The organism is Streptomyces sp. NPDC028910 (genome assembly GCF_055564955.1).
This window is the reverse complement of sequence record NZ_JBVHVF010000001.1, coordinates 267383-286652: the sequence shown is the minus strand read 5'-3', so window position 1 is coordinate 286652 and position 19270 is coordinate 267383. Positions and strand designations below refer to the sequence as shown.

Annotated in this window: 19 protein-coding genes; 12 read left to right on the top strand and 7 right to left on the bottom strand. The window is 71.0% G+C overall.

Annotation, left to right across the window (positions count from 1 at the left end; genetic code table 11):
• Positions 1–13: 13 nt before the first annotated feature.
• Entirely contained in the window at positions 14–907 is an 894-nt protein-coding gene (locus ACZ4TV_RS01270; RefSeq protein ID WP_468129898.1) for a polysaccharide deacetylase family protein, read from the top strand.
• 225 nt (positions 908–1132) lie between these two features.
• Here the strand turns inward: ACZ4TV_RS01270 and ACZ4TV_RS01265 are convergent, their stop codons facing one another.
• The 4 genes from ACZ4TV_RS01265 to ACZ4TV_RS01250 form a co-directional block, all read right to left on the bottom strand.
• Positions 1133–1663 (bottom strand): DUF4396 domain-containing protein, encoded by a 531-nt coding sequence (locus ACZ4TV_RS01265; RefSeq protein WP_468129422.1) that lies wholly within the window; start codon positions 1661–1663, stop codon positions 1133–1135.
• A 177-nt stretch (positions 1664–1840) separates the two neighbouring features.
• Entirely contained in the window at positions 1841–2122 is a 282-nt protein-coding gene (locus ACZ4TV_RS01260) for a metal-sensitive transcriptional regulator (protein ID WP_468129420.1), read from the bottom strand.
• 145 nt (positions 2123–2267) lie between these two features.
• Complete coding sequence (locus ACZ4TV_RS01255; protein ID WP_468129418.1) at positions 2268–4541, bottom strand: heavy metal translocating P-type ATPase; 2274 nt, start codon at positions 4539–4541, stop codon at positions 2268–2270.
• A gap of 76 nt (positions 4542–4617) precedes the next feature.
• Positions 4618–4920 carry a heavy-metal-associated domain-containing protein gene (locus ACZ4TV_RS01250; RefSeq protein WP_468129416.1) on the bottom strand — a complete coding sequence of 101 codons (303 nt, stop codon included), beginning with the start codon at positions 4918–4920 and terminating at the stop codon, positions 4618–4620.
• Positions 4921–5073: 153 nt separating this feature from the next.
• Between ACZ4TV_RS01250 and ACZ4TV_RS01245 the strand changes: the two genes are divergently transcribed.
• The 6 genes from ACZ4TV_RS01245 (at position 5074) to ACZ4TV_RS01220 (ending at position 9337) form a co-directional block, all read left to right on the top strand.
• The gene (locus ACZ4TV_RS01245) at positions 5074–6036 is read left to right on the top strand and encodes a hypothetical protein (RefSeq protein ID WP_468129414.1); all 963 of its coding nucleotides are present in this window, start codon (positions 5074–5076) and stop codon (positions 6034–6036) included.
• A 134-nt stretch (positions 6037–6170) separates the two neighbouring features.
• Entirely contained in the window at positions 6171–6596 is a 426-nt protein-coding gene (locus tag ACZ4TV_RS01240; protein WP_468129412.1) for a hypothetical protein, read from the top strand.
• A 126-nt stretch (positions 6597–6722) separates the two neighbouring features.
• Positions 6723–7871, top strand: coding sequence for an urease accessory protein UreH domain-containing protein (locus ACZ4TV_RS01235; RefSeq protein WP_468129410.1), 1149 nt, complete (start codon positions 6723–6725; stop codon positions 7869–7871).
• 13 nt (positions 7872–7884) lie between these two features.
• The gene (locus tag ACZ4TV_RS01230; RefSeq protein ID WP_468129408.1) at positions 7885–8151 is read left to right on the top strand and encodes a heavy-metal-associated domain-containing protein; all 267 of its coding nucleotides are present in this window, start codon (positions 7885–7887) and stop codon (positions 8149–8151) included.
• Between the two features lie 133 nt (positions 8152–8284).
• Positions 8285–8620 (top strand): ArsR/SmtB family transcription factor, encoded by a 336-nt coding sequence (locus ACZ4TV_RS01225; RefSeq protein ID WP_468129406.1) that lies wholly within the window; start codon positions 8285–8287, stop codon positions 8618–8620.
• On the top strand, positions 8621–9337 hold the full coding sequence (locus ACZ4TV_RS01220; protein WP_468129404.1) for a cation efflux transmembrane domain-containing protein: 717 nt from the start codon (positions 8621–8623) through the stop codon (positions 9335–9337).
• A 346-nt stretch (positions 9338–9683) separates the two neighbouring features.
• Here the strand turns inward: ACZ4TV_RS01220 and ACZ4TV_RS01215 are convergent, their stop codons facing one another.
• Positions 9684–10085, bottom strand: coding sequence for a heavy metal-responsive transcriptional regulator (locus ACZ4TV_RS01215; protein WP_468129402.1), 402 nt, complete (start codon positions 10083–10085; stop codon positions 9684–9686).
• Between the two features lie 86 nt (positions 10086–10171).
• Here ACZ4TV_RS01215 and merB point away from each other — a divergent pair, with 86 nt between their 5' ends.
• Together merB and ACZ4TV_RS01205 are read left to right on the top strand one after the other, a co-directional pair.
• Entirely contained in the window at positions 10172–11155 is a 984-nt protein-coding gene (gene merB / locus ACZ4TV_RS01210; protein ID WP_468129400.1) for an organomercurial lyase, read from the top strand.
• A gap of 493 nt (positions 11156–11648) precedes the next feature.
• On the top strand, positions 11649–12680 hold the full coding sequence (locus ACZ4TV_RS01205) for a hypothetical protein (protein ID WP_468129398.1): 1032 nt from the start codon (positions 11649–11651) through the stop codon (positions 12678–12680).
• Positions 12681–12983: 303 nt separating this feature from the next.
• On the opposite strand, the gene ACZ4TV_RS01200 is transcribed toward ACZ4TV_RS01205, so the two are convergent.
• A complete protein-coding gene (locus tag ACZ4TV_RS01200; protein WP_468129396.1) occupies positions 12984–14330 on the bottom strand; it encodes a pyridoxal phosphate-dependent decarboxylase family protein in 1347 nt (448 codons plus the stop codon).
• A 275-nt stretch (positions 14331–14605) separates the two neighbouring features.
• Between ACZ4TV_RS01200 and cuyB the strand changes: the two genes are divergently transcribed.
• Positions 14606–15349: a cysteate racemase gene (cuyB, locus tag ACZ4TV_RS01195; protein WP_468129394.1), complete on the top strand. Its 744-nt coding sequence runs from the start codon at positions 14606–14608 to the stop codon at positions 15347–15349.
• A 69-nt stretch (positions 15350–15418) separates the two neighbouring features.
• The gene (locus ACZ4TV_RS01190; RefSeq protein WP_468129392.1) at positions 15419–17137 is read left to right on the top strand and encodes a PucR family transcriptional regulator; all 1719 of its coding nucleotides are present in this window, start codon (positions 15419–15421) and stop codon (positions 17135–17137) included.
• Positions 17138–17157: 20 nt separating this feature from the next.
• On the opposite strand, the gene ACZ4TV_RS01185 is transcribed toward ACZ4TV_RS01190, so the two are convergent.
• Positions 17158–17745 (bottom strand): isochorismatase family protein, encoded by a 588-nt coding sequence (locus ACZ4TV_RS01185; protein ID WP_468129390.1) that lies wholly within the window; start codon positions 17743–17745, stop codon positions 17158–17160.
• Positions 17746–17928: 183 nt separating this feature from the next.
• Between ACZ4TV_RS01185 and ACZ4TV_RS01180 the strand changes: the two genes are divergently transcribed.
• The gene (locus ACZ4TV_RS01180; RefSeq protein ID WP_468129388.1) at positions 17929–19254 is read left to right on the top strand and encodes a serine hydrolase domain-containing protein; all 1326 of its coding nucleotides are present in this window, start codon (positions 17929–17931) and stop codon (positions 19252–19254) included.
• Positions 19255–19270 lie beyond the last annotated feature (16 nt).

Below are 19270 nucleotides of genomic sequence, written 5' to 3'. Positions count from 1 at the left end.
GTACGCGCGCCGGTTGGTAGCCGGAACGCTGGCGGCCGGCGCGCTCGCGCTGTCCCTGACGGGGTGCGGGGACAGCGTGGACCCCATCGAACGACTGGGCCGCAAGACGACGCAGGAAACACCGGACGCCACGGGCACGGGCACGGGCACGGGCACGGACACGGGCACCGGAGCCGCCGCACCGCCGGCGGCGCCCTCGCCGGGGGCCGCCTCCGACGAGGCGTACAAGAAGTGGGGCCTGACGGCTCCCCTCGCGTACGCGCCGAAGCCCGCCCAGAAGCCGCAGCTCCCGAAGGCGGCGCCGGGCAAGGTCCCGGTGATAGACCGAATACCCGTCCCGCCGGAGGACAAGGTCGTCTTCCTGACCTTCGACGACGGCTCGGAGAAGGACCCCGAGTTCCTGAAGATGGCGGCCGACCTCAAGCTGCCGATCAGCATGTTCCTGACGGACAGCGTGGCCTCGTCGGACTACGGGCACTTCGAGAAGCTGCGCGACAACGGCTCGGCGAGCACGATAAACAACCACACGCTGACCCACCCGAACCTCCGCACGCTGCCCTTCGAGGGGCAGAAGAAGGAGATATGCGGCCAGCAGGACCGCCTGGAGAAGCGCTTCGGCCAGCGCCCGCCGCTTTTCCGCCCGCCCTTCGGCAGCTACAACGACGACACCCTCCGGGCAGCCTCGGAGTGCGGGGTCTCGTCCGTGGTCATGTGGCGGGTCTCGATGCAGATCAACAACTTCCAGTACGCCGAGGGCTCCGCCCTCCACCCGGGCGACATCATCCTGGCCCACTTCCGCGGCCCGGCCGAACTCAAGGGCTCGACGGAAACCCAGATGGCGACGCGGATGCTCCAGCGCATCCAGGAGCAGGGATACCGCATCGCGCGCCTGGAGGACTACTTGTAGGGGGGCGGGGCGGGGGAAATCCCGCGTGGGTGGCTGCGCTTGTACGGCGGTGGGGGGGGGGGGGGGGGGGGGGGGGGGGGGGGGGGGGGGGGGAGAGAGGGGGGAAAAAAAAAAAAAAAAAGTCGGCCCCCCCCCCCCCCCCCCCCCCCCCCCCCCCCCCCCCCCCCCCCCCCCCCCCCAAACCCCCCCCCCCCCCCCCCCCCCCCCGCTGTCGTGCTGTGTTGTTCAGTGGTAGGCGTGGACGACCGCGTGGCCCTTGCCGCGGCCGATCATCCACTTGTTGACCGGGGTCGTGATCAGGAAGGCGACACCGAAGCCGCCGAGCAGTGCCGACCAGAACAGTCCGTCGGACAGATGGGCGTCCATCGCTCCCGGGGTGAGCGCGATGATGAGGTTGTCGACGAGCTCCATCACCGCGATTGAGACGGTGTCCGCGGCCAGGGCCACCTTGATGGCGGTCTTGAAGTCCAGGCCGGCCCTTAGGACGGCGAACAGCGTGAACGAGTAGCCGAAGATGAACGCCAGCGTGATCGCGAGGACCATGGTCTGCACGTTGCCCCACAGCAGGGCAGTGCCGATGACCATGCCCAGGATCTCGCCGATGGCGCACCCGGTCAGGCAGTGCAACGTCGCCTTCGCGGCGGCACCCCAGGTCACCACGCCCATCTGGTGGCCGCCGTGATCGCCGTGGCCTTCGTGGCCCTGGTGCGCGGCGTGGTCGTGAGCGGAGCTGGTGTGATGTGCGCTGTGATCCATGACCTTCATCCCCATTCCCGTCCAGTGTGACCCTTCTTCACGTGGCCACAGCGCAAACCATATACCCCCCGGGGGTATTCCGCTAGGTGTTTCGCTCCGGACCTGACAGGTCGGGCGGAGCCCGGCCGCTTTGCGTGGAGGACGGCCGGTCGCGTAGGCAGGACGGCCGGCGCCGCTTCAGGAGCGGACCATGCGGGCGATGGCCTGGGAGGCTTCCTCAACCTTGTCGCGGGCCTCATCGCCGCCTTGTGCGATGGCCTCGGCGACGCAGGACTGGAGGTGGTCCTCGAGCATGGTGAGTCCGAAGGACTGCAGTGCCTTGGTGGTGGCGCTGACCTGGGTGAGGACGTCGATGCAGTAGGTGTCCTCCTCGACCAGGCGCTGAAGTCCGCGGACCTGGCCCTCGATGCGGCGCAGGCGCTTGAGGACGTCGTCCTTGTGTGCGGTGTAGCCGTGCATGGCGATCCCCTTACCTTCTCGCTTACCCCTGGGGGGTATATGAGTAACGACGGAGGGTCTAGTTGTGTTCCGCAGTCCGACACCCAACGCGCGCCACCCCCGCCTTGGAATGGCCCGGCGGGGGTGGCGTCGGAGTCGGACGGGGTCAGAGGCCGGCGCGGAAGGAGCGCAGGCGCAGGCTGTTGCCGACGACGAAGACGGAGGAGAAGGCCATGGCCGCACCGGCGATCATCGGGTTGAGCAGTCCGGCCGCGGCGAGGGGGAGGGCGGCGACGTTGTAGGCGAAGGCCCAGAACAGGTTCGACTTGATGGTGCCGAGGGTCTTGCGGGCCAGGCGGATGGCGTCCGCCGCGGCGCGCAGGTCGCCTCGTACGAGGGTCAGGTCGCCGGCCTCGATGGCGGCGTCCGTTCCGGTGCCCATGGCCAGGCCGAGATCGGCCTGGGCGAGGGCGGCGGCGTCGTTGACGCCGTCGCCGACCATGGCCACGCTGCGCCCCTCGGTCTGCAGGCGCTTGACGACGTTCACCTTGTCCTCGGGCATGACCTCGGCGATCACCTCGTCGATGCCCACCTCGGCGGCCACGGACTCGGCCACCGCCCTGTTGTCACCGGTCAGCAGGATCGGGGTCAGACCCAGGGCGCGCAGTCGGCGAATGGCCTCGGCGCTGGTGTCCTTGACGGCGTCGGCGACTTCGAGGACGGCGCGGGCCTGGCCGTCCCAGGCGACCGCGATGGCGGTACGGCCCGCTGCCTCGGCCTGCGCCTTCGCGCGCTCCAGGCCCACGGGCAGGTGCATGGCCCACTCGGCGAGCAGGCTTTCGCGGCCGACGAGTACGGCGTGGCCCTCGACGATGCCCTGGACGCCGATGCCGGGGATGTTCGCGAAGTCCTCCGGGGCCGGCAGGGGTCCGACGCGCTCGGCGGCTCCGGCGGCGACGGCCTGGGCGATGGGGTGCTCGGAGGCATGCTCCAGTGCGCCGGCCAGCCGCAGGACTTCGTCCTCGTTCTCGCCGTCGGCGGTGTGGACGGCCAGGAGGGTCATCTTGCCGGTGGTGACGGTGCCGGTCTTGTCCAGGACGATGGTGTCCACCTTGCGGGTGGACTCCAGGACTTCGGGCCCCTTGATCAGGATGCCCAGCTGGGCACCCCGCCCGGTACCGACCATGAGGGCGGTCGGGGTGGCAAGCCCGAGGGCGCAGGGGCAGGCGATGATCAGTACGGCGACGGCGGCGGTGAAGGCGGCCGTGAGTCCGGCGCCTGAGCCGAGCCAGAAGCCGAGCGTGGCCAGGGCGAGGGCGATGACGATCGGCACGAAGACGGCGGAGATCTTGTCGGCGAGGCGCTGGGCGGCGGCCTTGCCGTTCTGGGCGTCCTCGACCAGCTTGGCCATCCGGGCCAGCTGGGTGTCGGCGCCGACCCGGGTGGCTTCGACGACGAGCCGGCCGCCCGCGTTGAGGGTGGCGCCGGTGACCGCGTCCCCGACGGTGACCTCGACGGGCACCGACTCGCCGGTGAGCATGGAGGCGTCGACGGCGGAGGAGCCCTCGACGACGATCCCGTCCGTGGCGATCTTCTCGCCCGGGCGGACCAGGAAGCGGTCCCCGACCTGCAGGTCCGCGGTGGGCACGGTGACCTCGCGGCCGCCGCGCAGCACGGTCACTTCCTTGGCGCCGAGTTCCAGCAGCGCCTTGAGGGCGGCGCCGGCCTTGCGCTTGGAGCGGGCCTCGAAGTAGCGGCCGGCCAGGATGAAGGCGGTGACTCCGGCCGCCGCCTCCAGGTAGATGTTCCCGGCGCCGTCGCTGCGGGCGATGGTCAGCTCGAAGGCGTGCGTCATGCCGGGGGTTCCGGCGGTTCCGAAGAACAGCGCCCACAGCGACCACAGGAACGCGGCCGTCGTGCCCACCGAGATCAGGGTGTCCATGGTGGCGGCGCCGTGCCGGGCGTTGGCCCAGGCGGCCCGATGGAAGGGCCAGGCCGCGTACGTGACGACCGGCGCGGCCAGGGTGAGCGAGAGCCACTGCCAGTACTCGATCTGCAGGGCCGGGACCATCGCCATCGCGATCACCGGCACCGACAGGACGACGGCGGTGATCAGCCGCTGCCGCAACGGCCTCAGCTCGTCGGCCTCCTCGGCCGCCGCGCCGCCGGGGCCGGAGCCGGGGCCGGAACCGGAGTCCGTACGTACCGGGGCGGGCTCGGCGGCGGTATAACCGGTGGCCTCGACGGTGGCGATCAGGTCCGCCACGGAGACGGCCTCGCCCTGATAGCTGACCTTGGCCTTCTCGGTGGCGTAGTTGACGGTGGCCTCGACCCCGTCCATCCGGTTGAGCTTCTTCTCGATGCGTGCGGCGCACGAGGCGCAGGTCATCCCGCCGATGGCGAGTTCGACCTCGGCGGTACCGGGGACCGTGGTAGTCATCACTGCTCCTCGAACGATGGAGGGGAATGGGGTGCCAGGCCCGTTGGTCGGGCCCGGCGGGTGGTACCGGCGGCGCTCAGGCCGCGCGGCCGGTGAGTTCGTAGCCCGCTTCGTCGATCACCTTGGCGAGCAGGGCGTCGTCGGGCTCGGCGGCCGTGGTCACGGTGACCTGGCCGGCTTCGAGGTCGACCTCCACGGAGAGGACGCCGGTGAGGGCGCCGATCTCCTTGGTGAGCGTGGCCTTGCAGTGCCCGCAGGTCATGCCGGCGACGTCGTAGACCGTGGCCTGGCCTTCGGCGGAGGGCGCGGTGTTGCTGGTGGAGCAGGTGCCGTCAGTGGAGCAGCAGGACATGGGGACCTCCGGGAAGAGAGTCGACATATACCCCTGGGGGGTATTGATTTATGTCAGGTATACCCCCTCCCCGTATTTTTGGCAAGGTTCCGCCATCTCCCTTGCACATACCCCCTGGGGGTATATTCTCGGAAGTGTGGACACCCACCCGGGAGCCCACGATCGAGAAGGAGACTCGCCATGAACACCGCCGTGAAGATCACCGTGTTCACCGTCGCGCTCGCGGCGTCCTTCGGTGCCGCCTACGGCGTGGGCGGCGCGGTCGGCCCCATCACCGGCACCCCTGAACCCGCCGCGCACGCCGGCCACACCACGGCCGCCTCACCGCAGGCCGGCGGCGGCCACAGCGGCCACGCGGACACGCCCGCCGGAGGGCTCCAGATCTCCGAAGGCGGATACACCCTCGACCTCAAGACTCCGCGCGTGGCCGCCGGGCAGCAGGGCGAGCTGCGCTTCGCCATACGGGACCAGGCCGGACGGCAGGTCACCGCCTACCAGCGCGAGCACGACAAGGAACTCCACCTGATCCTCGCCTCACGCGACCTGGCCACCTACCGCCACCTGCACCCCACCCGGGCGGCCGACGGCACCTGGAGCACACCCGTCAGCCTCCCCGCCGCAGGCGACTACCGCCTCTTCGCCGACTTCACCCCCGCCGGCGAGAACACCAGGAACCTCACCCTCGGAGCCGACCTCGCCGCCTCCGGCCCCTATCAGCCCGCCGAACTGCCCGCCGCCGGCCGCACCGCCACCGTCGACGGATACACCGTCACCCTCGACGGCGACCTGCGACCCGGCGCACCCGGTGAGCTCAAGCTGAACGTGAGCAAGGACGGCGGCCCGGTCACCGACCTCCAGCCCTACCTCGGCGCCTACGGACACCTCGTCGCCCTGCGCGCCGGAGACCTCGCCTACCTGCACGTCCACCCCAACGGCGAACCCGGCGACGGCACCACCGAGCCCGGCCCCGACATCTCCTTCACCGCCACGGCACCCAGCCCCGGCGCGTACCGCCTCTTCCTCGACTTCCAGCACAACGGCACCGTGCGCACCGCCGCATTCACCCTGCACGCCGGAACGGCCGCCGACACCGACCAGCCGCAACAGCCCGCTCCAGCAGACGCAACCACCCACCAGCACTGACGAGGGGCTGCCGTCCGGTCCAGGCCAAGAGCGGCACTGGATCGACACCAGGCCGACGAGCGATGGTCCGGCGCCGTGGTCATGGCCGGGAGGTGTAACCGGGAGGTGTAACACGGTGGCCTACGATGGCGCGCATGACGCTGCGCCTGCCGAAAGCGCTCCGGACATGGTCCGGAGCGCTACTGGTGTGCGCACTGCTGCTCTGCCTGTCCGGGCTGGGGCGTTCCGCCATGGCGATTCCGATGCCGATGCCGATGACCATGACCGCGTCGGGCCCGATGGGGATGGCGGTGTCCATGGCCGCCGGCTCCGAGGACACGGCTGGACAGGCGGCCGTGGCGAGCGAGACCGCCGGTGGCGGGCCGGAGTGTCCGGCGTCCATGCGGGAGTGCGCGGCGCCGAAGGGCGCGGTCGTCCAGAACGGTCCGACAGCACCCCTGCCCGGCGAAGCGCAGGCCACCGGCGCCTGCTCACCGGTTGCCCTGCCGGCGCAGGCCAACGCGCCGCCACGCATACTTCCCCCTCCTGATCCGCACCGGCTGTGTGTGTCCCGGACGTGACAGGTCCGCTCTGGTGAGGTGCTGCCTCACGGGACGCCGCGCTGTCCCCACGTCCGCCTGGGCACGCCCTGCAACGGGTGCCTTCCCTCTGTGCGTGCCGTAGTTGCAGAACAGGAGTAACGACGCATGCCGTCGTCCATTGCCTTGCTCGTCACCGGTGTCAGCACCGGTCTGCTCGCCGGCGGCGCTTCCTGCGCCGCCGTACAAGGGGGGCTCCTCGCCGGCGCGGTCACCCGCCGCACCACCCCCACCCGTGCCGCTGCCGCCGCTGTGGCCACGAAAACAGCGGGCCGCACGGCCACCGCCGAGCCGCCCACGCCGCCCGAACCGCTCGCGGGGCAGCTGGCGCCGGTGAGTGCCTTCCTCGTCGGCAAGCTGCTCTCGCACACCCTCCTCGGAGCACTGCTGGGGATCTTCGGCTCGGCACTGCAACCCGGCCCCCGTGTCCAGGCGGGGATGGTGGTCGCCGCCGGCCTGCTCATGGTGCTGTTCGCCCTCGACCTGTTCGGGATCAAGGCGGTGGGCCGGCTGGTCCCGCGGCCGCCGGCCTCGTTCGGACGGGCACTTCGCCGCAGCGCGAAGACCGACTCCGCCATCACCCCGGCCCTGATCGGGTTCGCCACGGTCCTCGTCCCCTGCGGGGTGACGCTGTCCGTCGAACTTCTCGCCGTCACCTCCGGGTCGCCGGTCGCCGGAGCCGCAGTCATGTTCGGATTCGTGCTGGGCACCGCCCCGCTCTTCGCGGCCCTGGGCTACGTGTTCCGCCGTACCAGCAGGGCATTCTCGGGCCAACTGGCCTTCCTCACCGGCGTGGTGGTGCTCGCCATCGCCGCCTGGACGATCATGTCCGGTCTCCAGGCCGGCGGCTGGGTCTCCTTCGCCTCCACGAGCAAGCAGCCCGCGGCGAGCGGGCCCTTCATCGTCGAAGGCGCCGAGCAGGACGACGCCGAGGAAGCCGCCAGGACCGAGGAGCGGACGGCAGTTGACGCCCCCGTCCGCATCGATGCCAACGGGCAGCAGATCCTCACCCTGACCGTGACCGACTTCTACGAGACCACCCAGTTCACCGCCAAGGCGGACACGCCCACCACGCTGGTGCTGCGCGGCAAGGACTCCGGCGGCTGCGCCCGGGCCTTCACCATCCCCGAACTCGCCGTCCAGGAGATCGTCAAGCGCAATGGCGACACCACCGTTGACCTGGGCACCCGCAAGGCGGGCACCCTGCGCTTCACCTGCGCCATGGGCATGCAGACCGGCACCATCGACTTCAAGTAGAGAGGTTCCCGACGTGAGCCTGTTCAGCCGTAAGAAGGCGAAGACCATGACCGAAGCAGGCCCCGAGGTGATCCTCCTGGTCGAGGGCATGCACTGCACCAGCTGCGGCCTGCTGATCGACGACGAGCTGGAGGAGATCCCCGGCGTCCGCTCGTCCAGCACCGATGTACGGGCCGGCCGTACCGTCATCCGCCTGGAGGAAGGCGCCGACGTGGACACCGCCGTCCTCGTCGCGGCGGTGCAGGAGGCCGGCGAGTACACCGCCCGCCCCGCCGACTGACGCCGCCACGCATGGCTCCCGGCCGCCCTGGTGGCGGAGGCGGCCGGGGGTCGCAGCTCTGCCGTGCCGCACTCGCACTACCACCGATGATCCATGGTTTCCTGAATTCAGGCATCGATGTACTGTGCTGAGTATGTTGACGGTCGCCACTGACATCGAAGTACTGGCGCGATTCGGCCGGGCCCTCGCCGACCCGATCCGCTGCCGCATCCTGCTCGCTCTGCGCGAAGCCCCCACCTACCCTGCCGACCTCGCCGAAGCGCTGGGTATCTCCCGTACCCGACTGTCGAACCACCTGGCCTGCCTGCGTGACTGTGGGCTGGTCGTCACCGTTCCCGACGGCCGCCGCACGCGCTACGAACTCGCCGACGAACGCCTCGGCCACGCTCTGGACGACCTCCGAGCCGTTGTGGTCGCCGTCGAAGCGGACCGCGTCTGCCCTGATGCCGCGGAGAAGGGGTGCTGCTGAGTGACCGCGATATCCCTCGGCCTCAGCTCGGCCCGCCGCGAGACCCTGACCCGCCGTATACGCCTGCTGGTCGCCGCGACGATCACGTACAACGTCGTCGAGGCGGTCATCGCCATCACCGCCGGGACGATCGCGTCGTCCACGGCGCTGATCGGTTTCGGCCTGGACTCGGTGATCGAGGTCTCCTCCGCCGCAGCGGTCGCCTGGCAGTTCTCCGCCCGCGACCACGCCGTCCGCGAAGCCCGCGAGAAGCCCACCCTGCGGGTCATCGCCGTCTCCTTCTTCGCCCTCGCGCTCTACGTCACCATCGACTCCATACGCGCGCTGACCGGCACCGGCGAGGCCGAGCACTCGATCCCCGGCATCGCACTCGCCGCGCTTTCGCTGGTGGTCATGCCGTTCCTCTCGGCCGCCCAGCGCAGAGCCGGACGCGAACTGGGCTCCGCCTCCGCGATCGCCGACTCCAAGCAGACCCTGCTGTGTACCTATCTCTCCGCCGTGCTCCTGATCGGCCTGCTCGGCAACATGCTGTTCGGATGGTCCTGGGCCGACCCGATCGCCGCTCTCGTCATCGCCGCCATCGCCCTCAAGGAAGGCCGCGACGCCTGGCAGGGCAAGGGCTGCTGCGCAGCCCCAGCTGCGGCGGTGCCCCTGCCGGGCATCGAGGAGGACGGCTGCGGCCGCGGCTGCCGGCCCGGATGCGAGTGCTGTAGCTAGGCGCACACTCTTGTGGTCTCCGACCAGGCCGAGGCTGAATCGACCCGCTTCACCAAGGTGTCGACGAGCGGGTGACCACCGTGGTGCACGACGTACGCGAGTCACTGCCTCTGCTTGACGCCTCCCTGGACGGAAGAGGTGCACGCCTTCGAAGAAGGCGACCTGCCCCGCCGACTGTGGCGCGTCACCCAGACCCGGCCCCGCTGACCCGCCCCGACAGCCCGCAGCGCGTCAGGCGGCCGCCGAGCAGGCCGCACAGAACAGCCTTTCACCGTTCGGTGCCGCGTGTGCCATCTGCGGAGGTCCGCCTGTGGTTGCCCTGCGGGTAAAGGCCCCTGCCTGTCGACTATCGGGCAGGGCTGAAGATGGTGCAGATGTCGTCCGCGCGGCAGGCGGCCGGGTCGGTGGTGGCGGCGCGGTCGGCGAGCGAGCGCAGTGCCTCGCGGGTGGCGGCCAGCTCGGCCATGCGCCGGTCGATCTCGTCCAGGCGCTCGTGGATCAGCGTACCGACGTGGGCGCAGGGGGCGTGGCCGTCGTCGCGCAGGGCGAGGACCGAGCGGATCTCGGCGAGCGTGAGGCCGGCGTGCTGGGCGTCGCGGACGAATCCGAGCCGGGTGACCGTGTGGTCGGGGTAGTCGCGGTACCCACCCGGGGTCCGTGGTGGCGCGGGCAGCAAGCCGCTGTCCTCGTAGAAGCGGATGGTCTTCGTCGTCAGCCCGGTGAGAGCGGCGAGGTCGCCGATGCGCATACCTCCAGGCTAGCGCTTGACCTTCCAGTGCACTGGAATGTCTAGCGTAGGGCGCTGGAGAGAACGACGTCCGGAAGGACGAGCAGATGCGGATCACACTGCTGACCGTGACGGACTGCCCCAACGCCCAGCCGGCCCTCGAACGGGTCACTGCCGCGTTGGAAGGCCGGGACGCGGAGGTGGAGCTGGTCGAGGTCGACGATGAGACCGAGGCCGCCCGGCGGGGCATGTACGGGTCGCCGACCATCCTGATCAACGGCACCGACCCGTTCGCGCCACCGGGGGCGGAACCGAGCCTTTCGTGCCGCCTGTACCGGGACGCCGACGGCACCGTGTCCGGGGTGCCGGATCTGGCCGCCCTGCGCCGGGCCATCACCGGAGCGGCCGTGTCAGGTCAGGGAGCCGAGGAGTCTGACTGTTGCACGCCGGCACCGGACGCCCTGGATGTGGTCGGCCGGGCCGGCCGAGGGCGTCGCGCGCCCGCCGAGCGCGCCCTGCGGGCGGTGCACCAGCAGATCCTGCGGCACTTCGCGGCCACCGGAACCGCCCCCGATGCGGAGACGCTTCAGACGGTGGCGGCCGGGTCCGGGCGGAGCGCCGCCGAGGTGCTGGCCGAGCTGGCCGCGGAGGACTTCCTGACCCTGGACCCGACCGGGAACATCCGCGCCGCCTACCCCTTCTCGGTGACCCCCACCCGCCACCGGGTCCGCCTGACCGGTGGGACGGAGGTGTGGTCGATGTGCGCGATCGACGCCCTCGGCATCCCCGCCATGCTGAACGAGGATGTAGTGATCTCATCCACCGACCCGGTGACCGGCGATCCCGTCACTGTCACCTCCACCGCGGGGGTCATGCTCTGGGAACCGGCAAGCGCAGTGGTGCTGGTGGGGCAGCGCCCCGGGGGCGGGCCCGCGGCCACCACCTGCTGCGACGCCCTGAACTTCTTCACCGACGCCGAGAACGCCCGCACCTGGATCCGGCAGCACCCGGACGTACCCAGCCGCGTCATCGACCAGCCGGCAGCCGAGCACGTCGCCCGCCAGACGTTCGGCCCCCTGCTCCTCCCGTGAACACGCTACGCACGTACAAGGGGGCGGCTGCCTCGTACCGGGTCGGTACGGGCGGCTGGGCCGGGCGCCGGACCTGTGGGTGGGGCCCGCCGGAGGCGACGGAACGCGCGCGATCAGTGGCCCGCCGGCGAACGAGGGTCGAGGCAGGATCATTTCGCCGGATCCCGTCCCGGTGCCCGCCGATGTTCGGTACAGGGGAAACATCTGCCGTTTGAGAGCGCGAGGTGAGCGCATGCACCGCTGGTCCCCGTTGAACGATCGCCAGCACGACCTCCTGCTTCAGCTCGAGGCCGGCGAGGCACTGAGCTCAGCGTCAGCCGAGCGGTTCTCCGCGTATGCGCTGTGAGACCGAGGCCTGCTGCTAGTCGTGCGCCGTGACGGGGGCGTGCGGACCGAGGTCACCGAGGCTGGGAAGTTCTGTCTGGAACACGGGCACCATCCGGAGGGTCCCAGGTACGCGGCCGCGCCGCAGGAGGCGAGTGGGAAGGCTCCGATGCCGCGCTCGGACCGGCCCGTGGCCAGGGCGCGGCACGCCAAGGCGGCGGAGCTGATCGAACAGCTCGTCGCAGAAGGGCGGGTGGTCATTCCAGAGCCTGACGAAGCGACGGAAACGGAATATCGGCGGGCCATCGACTACGCGAAGCGGCACAACCTTACGCCGCCCGGAAAGCGCATCGAGAAGCTCCGCCTGTGGAACCGCGACCTCCAGATCTCGCTGGCGGACGGACCCCACCACAACTCCACATCCGAGCGGCCGGAGAGCGCGCCGCCCATTCGGGTACGCACCCAACTGCGCTCCCTGCACCCAGTGGTGGATGCTCGGAAGGAAGACCCATGTCGGCTCGCCGTGCCCGCGGCCCTCAGGAGCAAGGCTCTGCGACTGCTCCAGGGCTTGTGCGCGGAAGCGGTGAAGCGCGGCCATACGGTGCGCGAGCACCCGATGGCTGACAACTCCCGTAGCCGGGCCCACTCGTACGGGGGCTCGTACATTCCCTCTCGTCACTCCCGGCGCGAGGGTGAGCTGGACCTGGTCGTCGGCGGCTTCACGTACACGGTGACCATCAAGCAGGAATTTCCGCTGTCCGAGGACCCAGAACGGGCGCAGAGCCTGATGATCGAGCTCCCGTACAGCCGTTCGGGCCGCCAGGGAAAGTGGGCGGACCGGAGGGTCCGGTGGCAGGCGGCGATGGACTCCGCGCGGGAGCGGGCGATCCAGGCCCAGCTCGCCACTCTCCTGCGTGAGCACGTGCAGGACTGGCATCAGGCGAGGGCGCTGAGCCAGTACTGCGATGCCCTGGGGCGCAGGCTCGCCGTGTCAGACCGCTCGGCAGCCACGGAAGCAGCCTCCACCCGGCAGTGGCTCGAGTGGGCCCGCGCCTACGTACGATCCCTGGACCCTCTGCGGGAGCTGCCCGGGATGCCGGCGACCCGTGACCCCGAGCCCGAGGAGCTGAAGCCGTATCTGAAGGGCTGGAGTCCGCGGCCCGGAAGAGCAGGACTACTCATGGCGCAGGTGATCAAATAGCGCCTTGGCCCTGTACGGACGCCTGCTTCCCCTCTTCCCGCCCGGTAGGCCTTCCGTGATTTGCGTTCGGGCTTGGACGTGGCGGTGGCGCGGGGGAGAGGGCTTTCGGCCTGTTTGTCGGGTTGGTCGGCGGACTCAGCCTGCGACTTGCCGTTGACCGGGGCGGCACTTCAGGGCGCATTGAACGACCTGACGCCGGCCTAGGCCGATTGCACCTTCTCAGCGCGCGGGCGAGGCGGGGGTGTTATCCGCCCTGTTTGCGTTGCGGTGGAATGAATGGTGGGCGCCATGGCCAGAGGAAACTCAGGCCATGGTGCCCACGATCTCCTCGACCAACTCCAGGCTGGTCTGCGGGTGCAGGAAGGCAAAACGGGCGACGGTCTCGCCTTCCCAGCCGGTCGGTGCGACGAAGGCGGTCTGGCCGGCGTGGAGGCGGGCTGACCATTCCGCGTAGTCCTCGGCGGTCCAGCCGATCCGGCGGAAGAGCACGGCGGAGAGTTCGGGTTCGCGGATGAGTTCGAGGTACGGGGTGCTTCGGATGAGGGTGGCGGTGTCGCGGGCCAGGGTGAGGGCCTTCTCGATGGCCTCGCTGTAGGCGCAGGTGCCGTGGACGGCGAGGGAGAACCACAGGGGGAGACCACGGGCGCGGCGGCTCAGGTGGTGGGCGTAGTCGCTCGGGTTCCACTGGGTGGCGTCGTCAGTGTGCAGGGCGTCGAGGTACGAGGCGTCCTGGGTGTGGGCCGCTCTGGCCAGGTGCGGGTCGCGATAGAGGAGGGCGGCGCAGTCCAAGGGGGCGAACAGCCACTTGTGGGGGTCGATGACGAGGGAGTCGGCGTGCTCGATGCCCCGGTAGCGGTCCCGGACGCTCGGGGCGAGGAGGCCGGCGCCTCCGTACGCGCCGTCGACGTGGAACCACAGGTCGAAGTCCCGGGCCACGGAGGCTATTCCGGCGAGGTCGTCGATGATCCCGGCGTTGGTCGTGCCGGCGGTGGCCGCCACCCCGATGACGTCGGACGGATCGGCATCCGCGAGAAGGGCGGCGCGCAGGGCGGGGCCGGTCAGGCGGTGGTCCACGGTCGGCACCACGAAGGGTTCGACGCCGATGATGCGCAGGGCGTTGCCGATGGACGAGTGGGCCTGGTCCGACACGGCGAACCGGAGGCGGTCGTACGGGCCGAGGCCCCGGCGGCACCGGGCCGTGTCGCGGGCGGTGACGAGGGCGGAGAGGTTCCCGGCCGAGCCGCCGGAGACGAAGCAGCCTCCGGCTTCGACCGGCATCCCGGCGAGGTCCGCGAGCAGGCGCAGTACCTGGTTTTCGGCGGCGATGGGGCCGGAGGCGAGGAGCCACGAGACGCCCTGGATCGACGAGCACGAGACGAGCATGTCGAAGAGGACGGCGGCCTGTGTGGGCGCGGCGGGGACGAACGACAGGAAGCGGGGGCTATCGACCGCGACCACGGTGGGCGCGAGCTGTTCGGTCCACAGCCGCAGGACCTCCGCCGGATCGTTGCCTTCGGGCCTGATGAGTCCCGCCAGGACCCGGTTGAGCTTGTCCGCCTCGCCCGGGTGGTTGAGCGCGGGCCGGTTCAGGAGGCGGTCGCGCAGCGAGGCGACGACGAGATCGGTGAGGGCAGGGTCGTACGTGTGCATGGTGGACCTTCGCGTTGACGATCAGCAGGCCATGACGGGGCCGGTGGTCAGTGAAACCGGCGCACGCCCAGCGGAGTTCGGTCTCCGCTACAGCTCTGACCTGTCCGCTTCGTCCGCGCGGCCGAATCCTTCTTCGGGCGACGAGCCTTCCGGTTCCCCGCACCAATCCGGACCGGAGTATGTGGAGCCGGCGACGACACCCGGCCCGTCCCGGCGGACCACGATCACGGGAGGCCCCGCGGACGACGGCGGGAACGATCGAAAGGCTGCCCCGCATGCGTCACTTCACCCGCCCGACCCTCGGCATCCTCGGCGGGATGGGACCGCTTGCCACGGCCGACTTCTACCGGCGGGTCGTCGAACGCACCCCAGCCGGCTCCGACCAGGCGCATCTGCCCGTCGTCATGTGGGCCGATCCCGCCGTCCCGGACCGGACCGCGGCGCTGCTCGGGGACGGGCCGTCCCCTGTCCCCGCCCTCGTGGAGGGTGCCCGCTGGCTCCAGCGCGCGGGAGTGAGCTGCATCGCCGTTCCCTGCAACACCGCGCACGCCTACGTCGAGCAGCTGTCCAAGGCGACCGGCGTCGAGGTCCTCGACATGATCAGGGCCGCGCTCGAGGCGGCGGCGCGCCGGACGCCAGGGCTTGAGCGTGTGGGCGTCATGGCGACCCGGGGTACGCGGCTGACCGGGCTGTACGAGCGGGCCGGCGCCCGGCTCGGGCTGGACGTGGTGCAGGTGCCCGCCTCCGTACAGAGGCGGTACGTGGACGCCGCCATCCACGCCGTCAAGGGGGGTGCGGACCTCGCGGAGCCCGAGCGCTGGATCGCCACGGCGGCCGAGAGTCTCAAGGAGCAGGGCGCGCAGGCGGTCGTCGCCGCCTGTACGGAGATACCGCTGATCAGCGGGCTGGCCGCCCGTGTGCTGCCGGTGGTCGACTCGACCGACGCCCTCGCCGAAGCCGCCGTCGCCCGCCTGTGGAACCCCGGCGACACCATTCGTATCGGGGTACGAACAGACTGACGTACCCTCGTCCGCACGCACCACATCGCAGGGCTGCGCGAGTCCTAACCTGCGGAGATGATCAGGCACATGTCGACGCACCCCGCCCGAAGCCTCAGCCGGGTGCTGGAGGACTTCGGCCACACCCTCCTGGACCTGCTGTACGGCGACCCCGACGCGGCCGGGGAGATCGGCGGCGTCGGCATCCACGATCCGTACGACGAGCAGCACTATCCGGAGCACGCCATCGTGCTCGGCGTCGGTGTGCACGGCGCGGAGGAGATCAGTCGGCTCCTGCGGTCCCTCGCCGCGCTCGGCGCCACCGCCCTGGTCGTCCGCGGCCCCGTCGGCGACGCCGACGAGCTGGAGCCGGTCGTGAACGAGACCGGGGTCGCGCTGCTCGCCCTGACCCGCGGTGCCTCCTGGGCGCAGCTGGCGGCGATGCTGCGCACCCAGCTCGCCGAAGGCGACGTGGGCGACGCTCGCGAGGGCGAGGAGCAGACTCTCGGCGGTGTGCCGTCCGGGGACCTTTTCGCCCTGGCCAACGCCATCGCCACGCTGCTCGACGCCCCCATCACCATCGAGGACCGCCGCTCCCGCATCCTCGCCTTCTCCGGCCGGCAGGACGAGGCGGACGCCCCCCGCGTGGAGAGCATCCTGGCCCGCCAGGTGCCCGACCGCTATCTGCGCCACCACGAGGAGCACGGCGTCTTCAAGGAGCTGTACCGCAGCGAGGGCCTGGTGCACGTCCCCCCGCCGACCCTCGGCGAGGAGGTGGCGCTGCCGCGAGTGGCGGTGGCGGTCCGGGCCGGGGACGAGTTCCTCGGATCCGTGTGGGCGGCGCTGCGCAAGCCCCTCACCCCGGAGCGGGAGCAGGCGTTCCTGGAGGCGGCGAAGCTCGTGGCCCTCCACATGCTCCGCTTCCGGGCGGGGACCGACGCCGAGAACCGGCTGCGAGCCGACCTCGTCACGACCGCGCTGGAAGGCGGGGCCGGAGCGGTCGAGGCGCTCGGCCGGCTCGGACTCGTCGACGAACCGACCCTGGTCATGGCCATGGGCCTCGCTCCAGAGCGGGGCGAGGACCACGCCCACGTCACAGCCGAGCGCCAGCGCCTGGCCTCCGCCCTGGCCGTCCACCTCACCGCCGTACAGCCGCGTTCCGCCGTGGCCCTGCTCGGCGACGTGGCGTACGCGCTCTTCCCGGTGCCGGGCGACACCGCCCACGCCCGCGAGCGTGCCCTGCAGGTGGCCTCCAACTTCCTGGCCCGCACGGGCGAACGGACCGGCGCAGTCATCGGGATCGGCTCGGTCGCCGAGGAACCCGCCGCCCTCCCACGCTCACGGGCCAACGCCGACCGGGCCCTCCGTGTGCTGTTCACCGGTCGGACCGGGAAGCGCGCGGCCTCGATCGCCGACGTGTACGTCGATGCCCTGCTCATCGAGATGCGGGACCTGGCCGTCGCCAACCGCGACGAGCTGTCAGGTCCACTCGCCCGTCTCGTGGCGTACGACGCCAAGCACAACGCCCACCTGGTGGAGACGCTGCGGGCGTGGCTGGATGCCTTCGGCGACGTGATCACCGCCTCGGCGAGCGTGTTCGTCCACCCCAACACCTTCCGCTACCGGATCCGCAGGGTGTCCGAGGTGGGGGAGCTGGACCTCCAAGATCCGGCGGCGAGGTTCGCCGCGATGCTGCAGCTGCGTCTGCTGGACCCGGGTTCGGGAACGGCCGCGTACGGGACGGGAACGTACAACGGCGGTGGGACCGGGACCGAGGGCCCGGGCACCACCGCTGCCTCGACGGGCTGAGACCGGCGCGTCGGCCTGGTTCAGAGGCGGACGCCGGGCGGGACCGTCAGGTCCGCGTGGGTGTCGTGGAAGGCGTCCGCGTCCTGGATGGTGCGCACCCAGTCGTAGAACAGCTCCTTCGTGGAGAGCGTCTCGATGCCCCGGCCCGCCAGGCGCCGCAGGCCTCGGTCGTGGGCCTGACCGGGGGAGTAGGCGGCGTCGTCCACGACCACCACGCGCTTGCCGGCGTGGTGCAGCTGGATCGCGGAGTGGGCCACGCAGATGTCCGTCTCGATGCCGACCAGGATCATGGTCGTACGGCCGGTGGCCTCGATCGCGGCGGCGATGTCGGGGTTGTCCCACACCGCGAAGGCGTTCTTCGGCAGGGTGACCGCCTTGGCCGGCAGCACCTCGCGGATCTCCGGCACGGTGTGGCCGCTGGTTGCCGGGTCCTCCTCGGTCACCACGACCGGGATCTCCAGGCGGTCGGCCACGGACGTGATCCAGGCGATGCGCCGCACCATGTCGTGGAACCGCTGCCGGTCCACGTCGAGCCGCTGGGGCGGGTAGAAATCGGTCTGCACGTCGATGATCACCAGGGCGCAGTCGTCGCGGTCGATCAGAGGCATCGTCGTCTCGTCTCCTCGTACGTCGGGTGCACGCCACCCTAGGAACGCCGACCGCCCCCGGAGTCGTCCGCCAGACCAAGCTCCGACCTGCATCTTCGTATCCGCGCACGAACCGTTCGGGCGTCCTCCGCACGTACGCTTCCGGCCAAGTTCAAGGAGCCGCATCGAGCCTGGAGGACGTGCGTGAAGGCCGACAACGAGCACTGGGCGCGTCGCCTGGCGGCGCTGGCCGCCGACTCCGAGGTGCCGGGCGCGAGCCTCGCGTTCTGGTACGACGGGGAGGTGTACGAGTGCGCCACCGGCGTCCTCAACACCGCCACCGGGGCGCCCGTACGCACCGACTCGCTGTTCCAGATCGGTTCGGTCACCAAGGTGTGGACCGCGACCCAGCTGATGCTCTTGGTCGAGGAAGGCCGCGTCACGCTGGACACCCCCGTCGCGGAGATCCTGCCGGAGTTCCGGGTGCGCGACTCCCGCGCCACGGCAGCGATCACCCTGCGCCACCTGCTCACCCACACCTCGGGCATCGACGGCGACCTGTTCCTGGACACCGGCCGCGGCGACGACTGCCTGCGGCGCTACGTCGAGGCGGGCGCCGATCTGGAGCAGACCTTCCCGGTCGGGTATTCGCACTCGTACTGCAACTCCGGTTTCGTCATCGCCGGCCGGGTTGTCGAGCGGCTCACCGGCACGGTCTGGGACCAGGCCCTGCGGGAGCAGATCTGCGACCCACTGGGACTGACTCACACTTGGACGCTGCCCGAGGACGTCCTGCGCTTCGGCGCCGCCGTCGGCCACGACGAGCAGGGTGCCGTGGTGCCGCAGTGGGGGCTTCCCCGGTCCGTCGGTCCGGCGGGGCTGATCTGTGCGCGGGCCGCCGACGTGGTGGCCTTCGGCCGTGCCCACCTCACCCCGGGGGCGCTCCTGGTCGATCCCGCCGCGCTGCGGCAGGCGCAGGTCGACCTGCCCAATCCGCATGCCGGCGGGCGCCAGTGGGGCATCGGCTGGAGCCTGGACGAGTGGGACGGCCACCGGGTCGTCTCCCACACCGGCGACACCATCGGCCAGCACGCCGCCCTCTGGGTCCTGCCCGAACACGGGACCGTCATCGCCGCGCTGATCAACGGCGGCCGGAGCGTCGAGTTCCAGCACCGGCTGGCCACCGAGCTGCTCCGGGAGCTGCACGCGATCGACGTCCCCGCCCCCATCGCCCCGCCCGAGCAGCCCGTCCCCGTCGACGTCGACCCGTTCACCGGTGTGTACGAGCGTGCCGGCAGCAGGATCCACGTGACGGCGGAAGAGGGCCGACTGAGCCTGCGCACCGAGCCGACCGGCATCCTCGTGGGCCTCGCCCGCTCCCGCACCCTCGACCTCCTCGCCGTCGACGCGACGACCTTCGTCGGCCGCGACGAAGGCGACTCGATCTGGGACGCGGTGGTGTTCGAGCAGCGCCCCGACGGCCCCGCCTACCTCCACTACAGCGGCCGTGCCACCCCGAAGACCCGCTGATCCACGCGTGATTGGA

Coding starts and splice junctions, on each gene's coding strand:
- ACZ4TV_RS01235 (WP_468129410.1), top strand. CDS start 6,723: ATGCCGTCGTCCATTGCCTTGCTCGTCACCGGTGTCAGCACCGGTCTG.
- cuyB (WP_468129394.1), top strand. CDS start 14,606: ATGCGTCACTTCACCCGCCCGACCCTCGGCATCCTCGGCGGGATGGGA.
- ACZ4TV_RS01225 (WP_468129406.1), top strand. CDS start 8,285: ATGTTGACGGTCGCCACTGACATCGAAGTACTGGCGCGATTCGGCCGG.
- ACZ4TV_RS01245 (WP_468129414.1), top strand. CDS start 5,074: ATGAACACCGCCGTGAAGATCACCGTGTTCACCGTCGCGCTCGCGGCG.
- merB (WP_468129400.1), top strand. CDS start 10,172: ATGCGGATCACACTGCTGACCGTGACGGACTGCCCCAACGCCCAGCCG.
- ACZ4TV_RS01185 (WP_468129390.1), bottom strand. CDS start 17,745: ATGCCTCTGATCGACCGCGACGACTGCGCCCTGGTGATCATCGACGTG.
- ACZ4TV_RS01215 (WP_468129402.1), bottom strand. CDS start 10,085: ATGCGCATCGGCGACCTCGCCGCTCTCACCGGGCTGACGACGAAGACC.
- ACZ4TV_RS01265 (WP_468129422.1), bottom strand. CDS start 1,663: ATGGATCACAGCGCACATCACACCAGCTCCGCTCACGACCACGCCGCG.
- ACZ4TV_RS01255 (WP_468129418.1), bottom strand. CDS start 4,541: ATGACTACCACGGTCCCCGGTACCGCCGAGGTCGAACTCGCCATCGGC.
- ACZ4TV_RS01190 (WP_468129392.1), top strand. CDS start 15,419: ATGTCGACGCACCCCGCCCGAAGCCTCAGCCGGGTGCTGGAGGACTTC.
- ACZ4TV_RS01250 (WP_468129416.1), bottom strand. CDS start 4,920: ATGTCGACTCTCTTCCCGGAGGTCCCCATGTCCTGCTGCTCCACTGAC.
- ACZ4TV_RS01200 (WP_468129396.1), bottom strand. CDS start 14,330: ATGCACACGTACGACCCTGCCCTCACCGATCTCGTCGTCGCCTCGCTG.
- ACZ4TV_RS01205 (WP_468129398.1), top strand. CDS start 11,649: ATGCCGCGCTCGGACCGGCCCGTGGCCAGGGCGCGGCACGCCAAGGCG.
- ACZ4TV_RS01260 (WP_468129420.1), bottom strand. CDS start 2,122: ATGCACGGCTACACCGCACACAAGGACGACGTCCTCAAGCGCCTGCGC.
- ACZ4TV_RS01240 (WP_468129412.1), top strand. CDS start 6,171: ATGACGCTGCGCCTGCCGAAAGCGCTCCGGACATGGTCCGGAGCGCTA.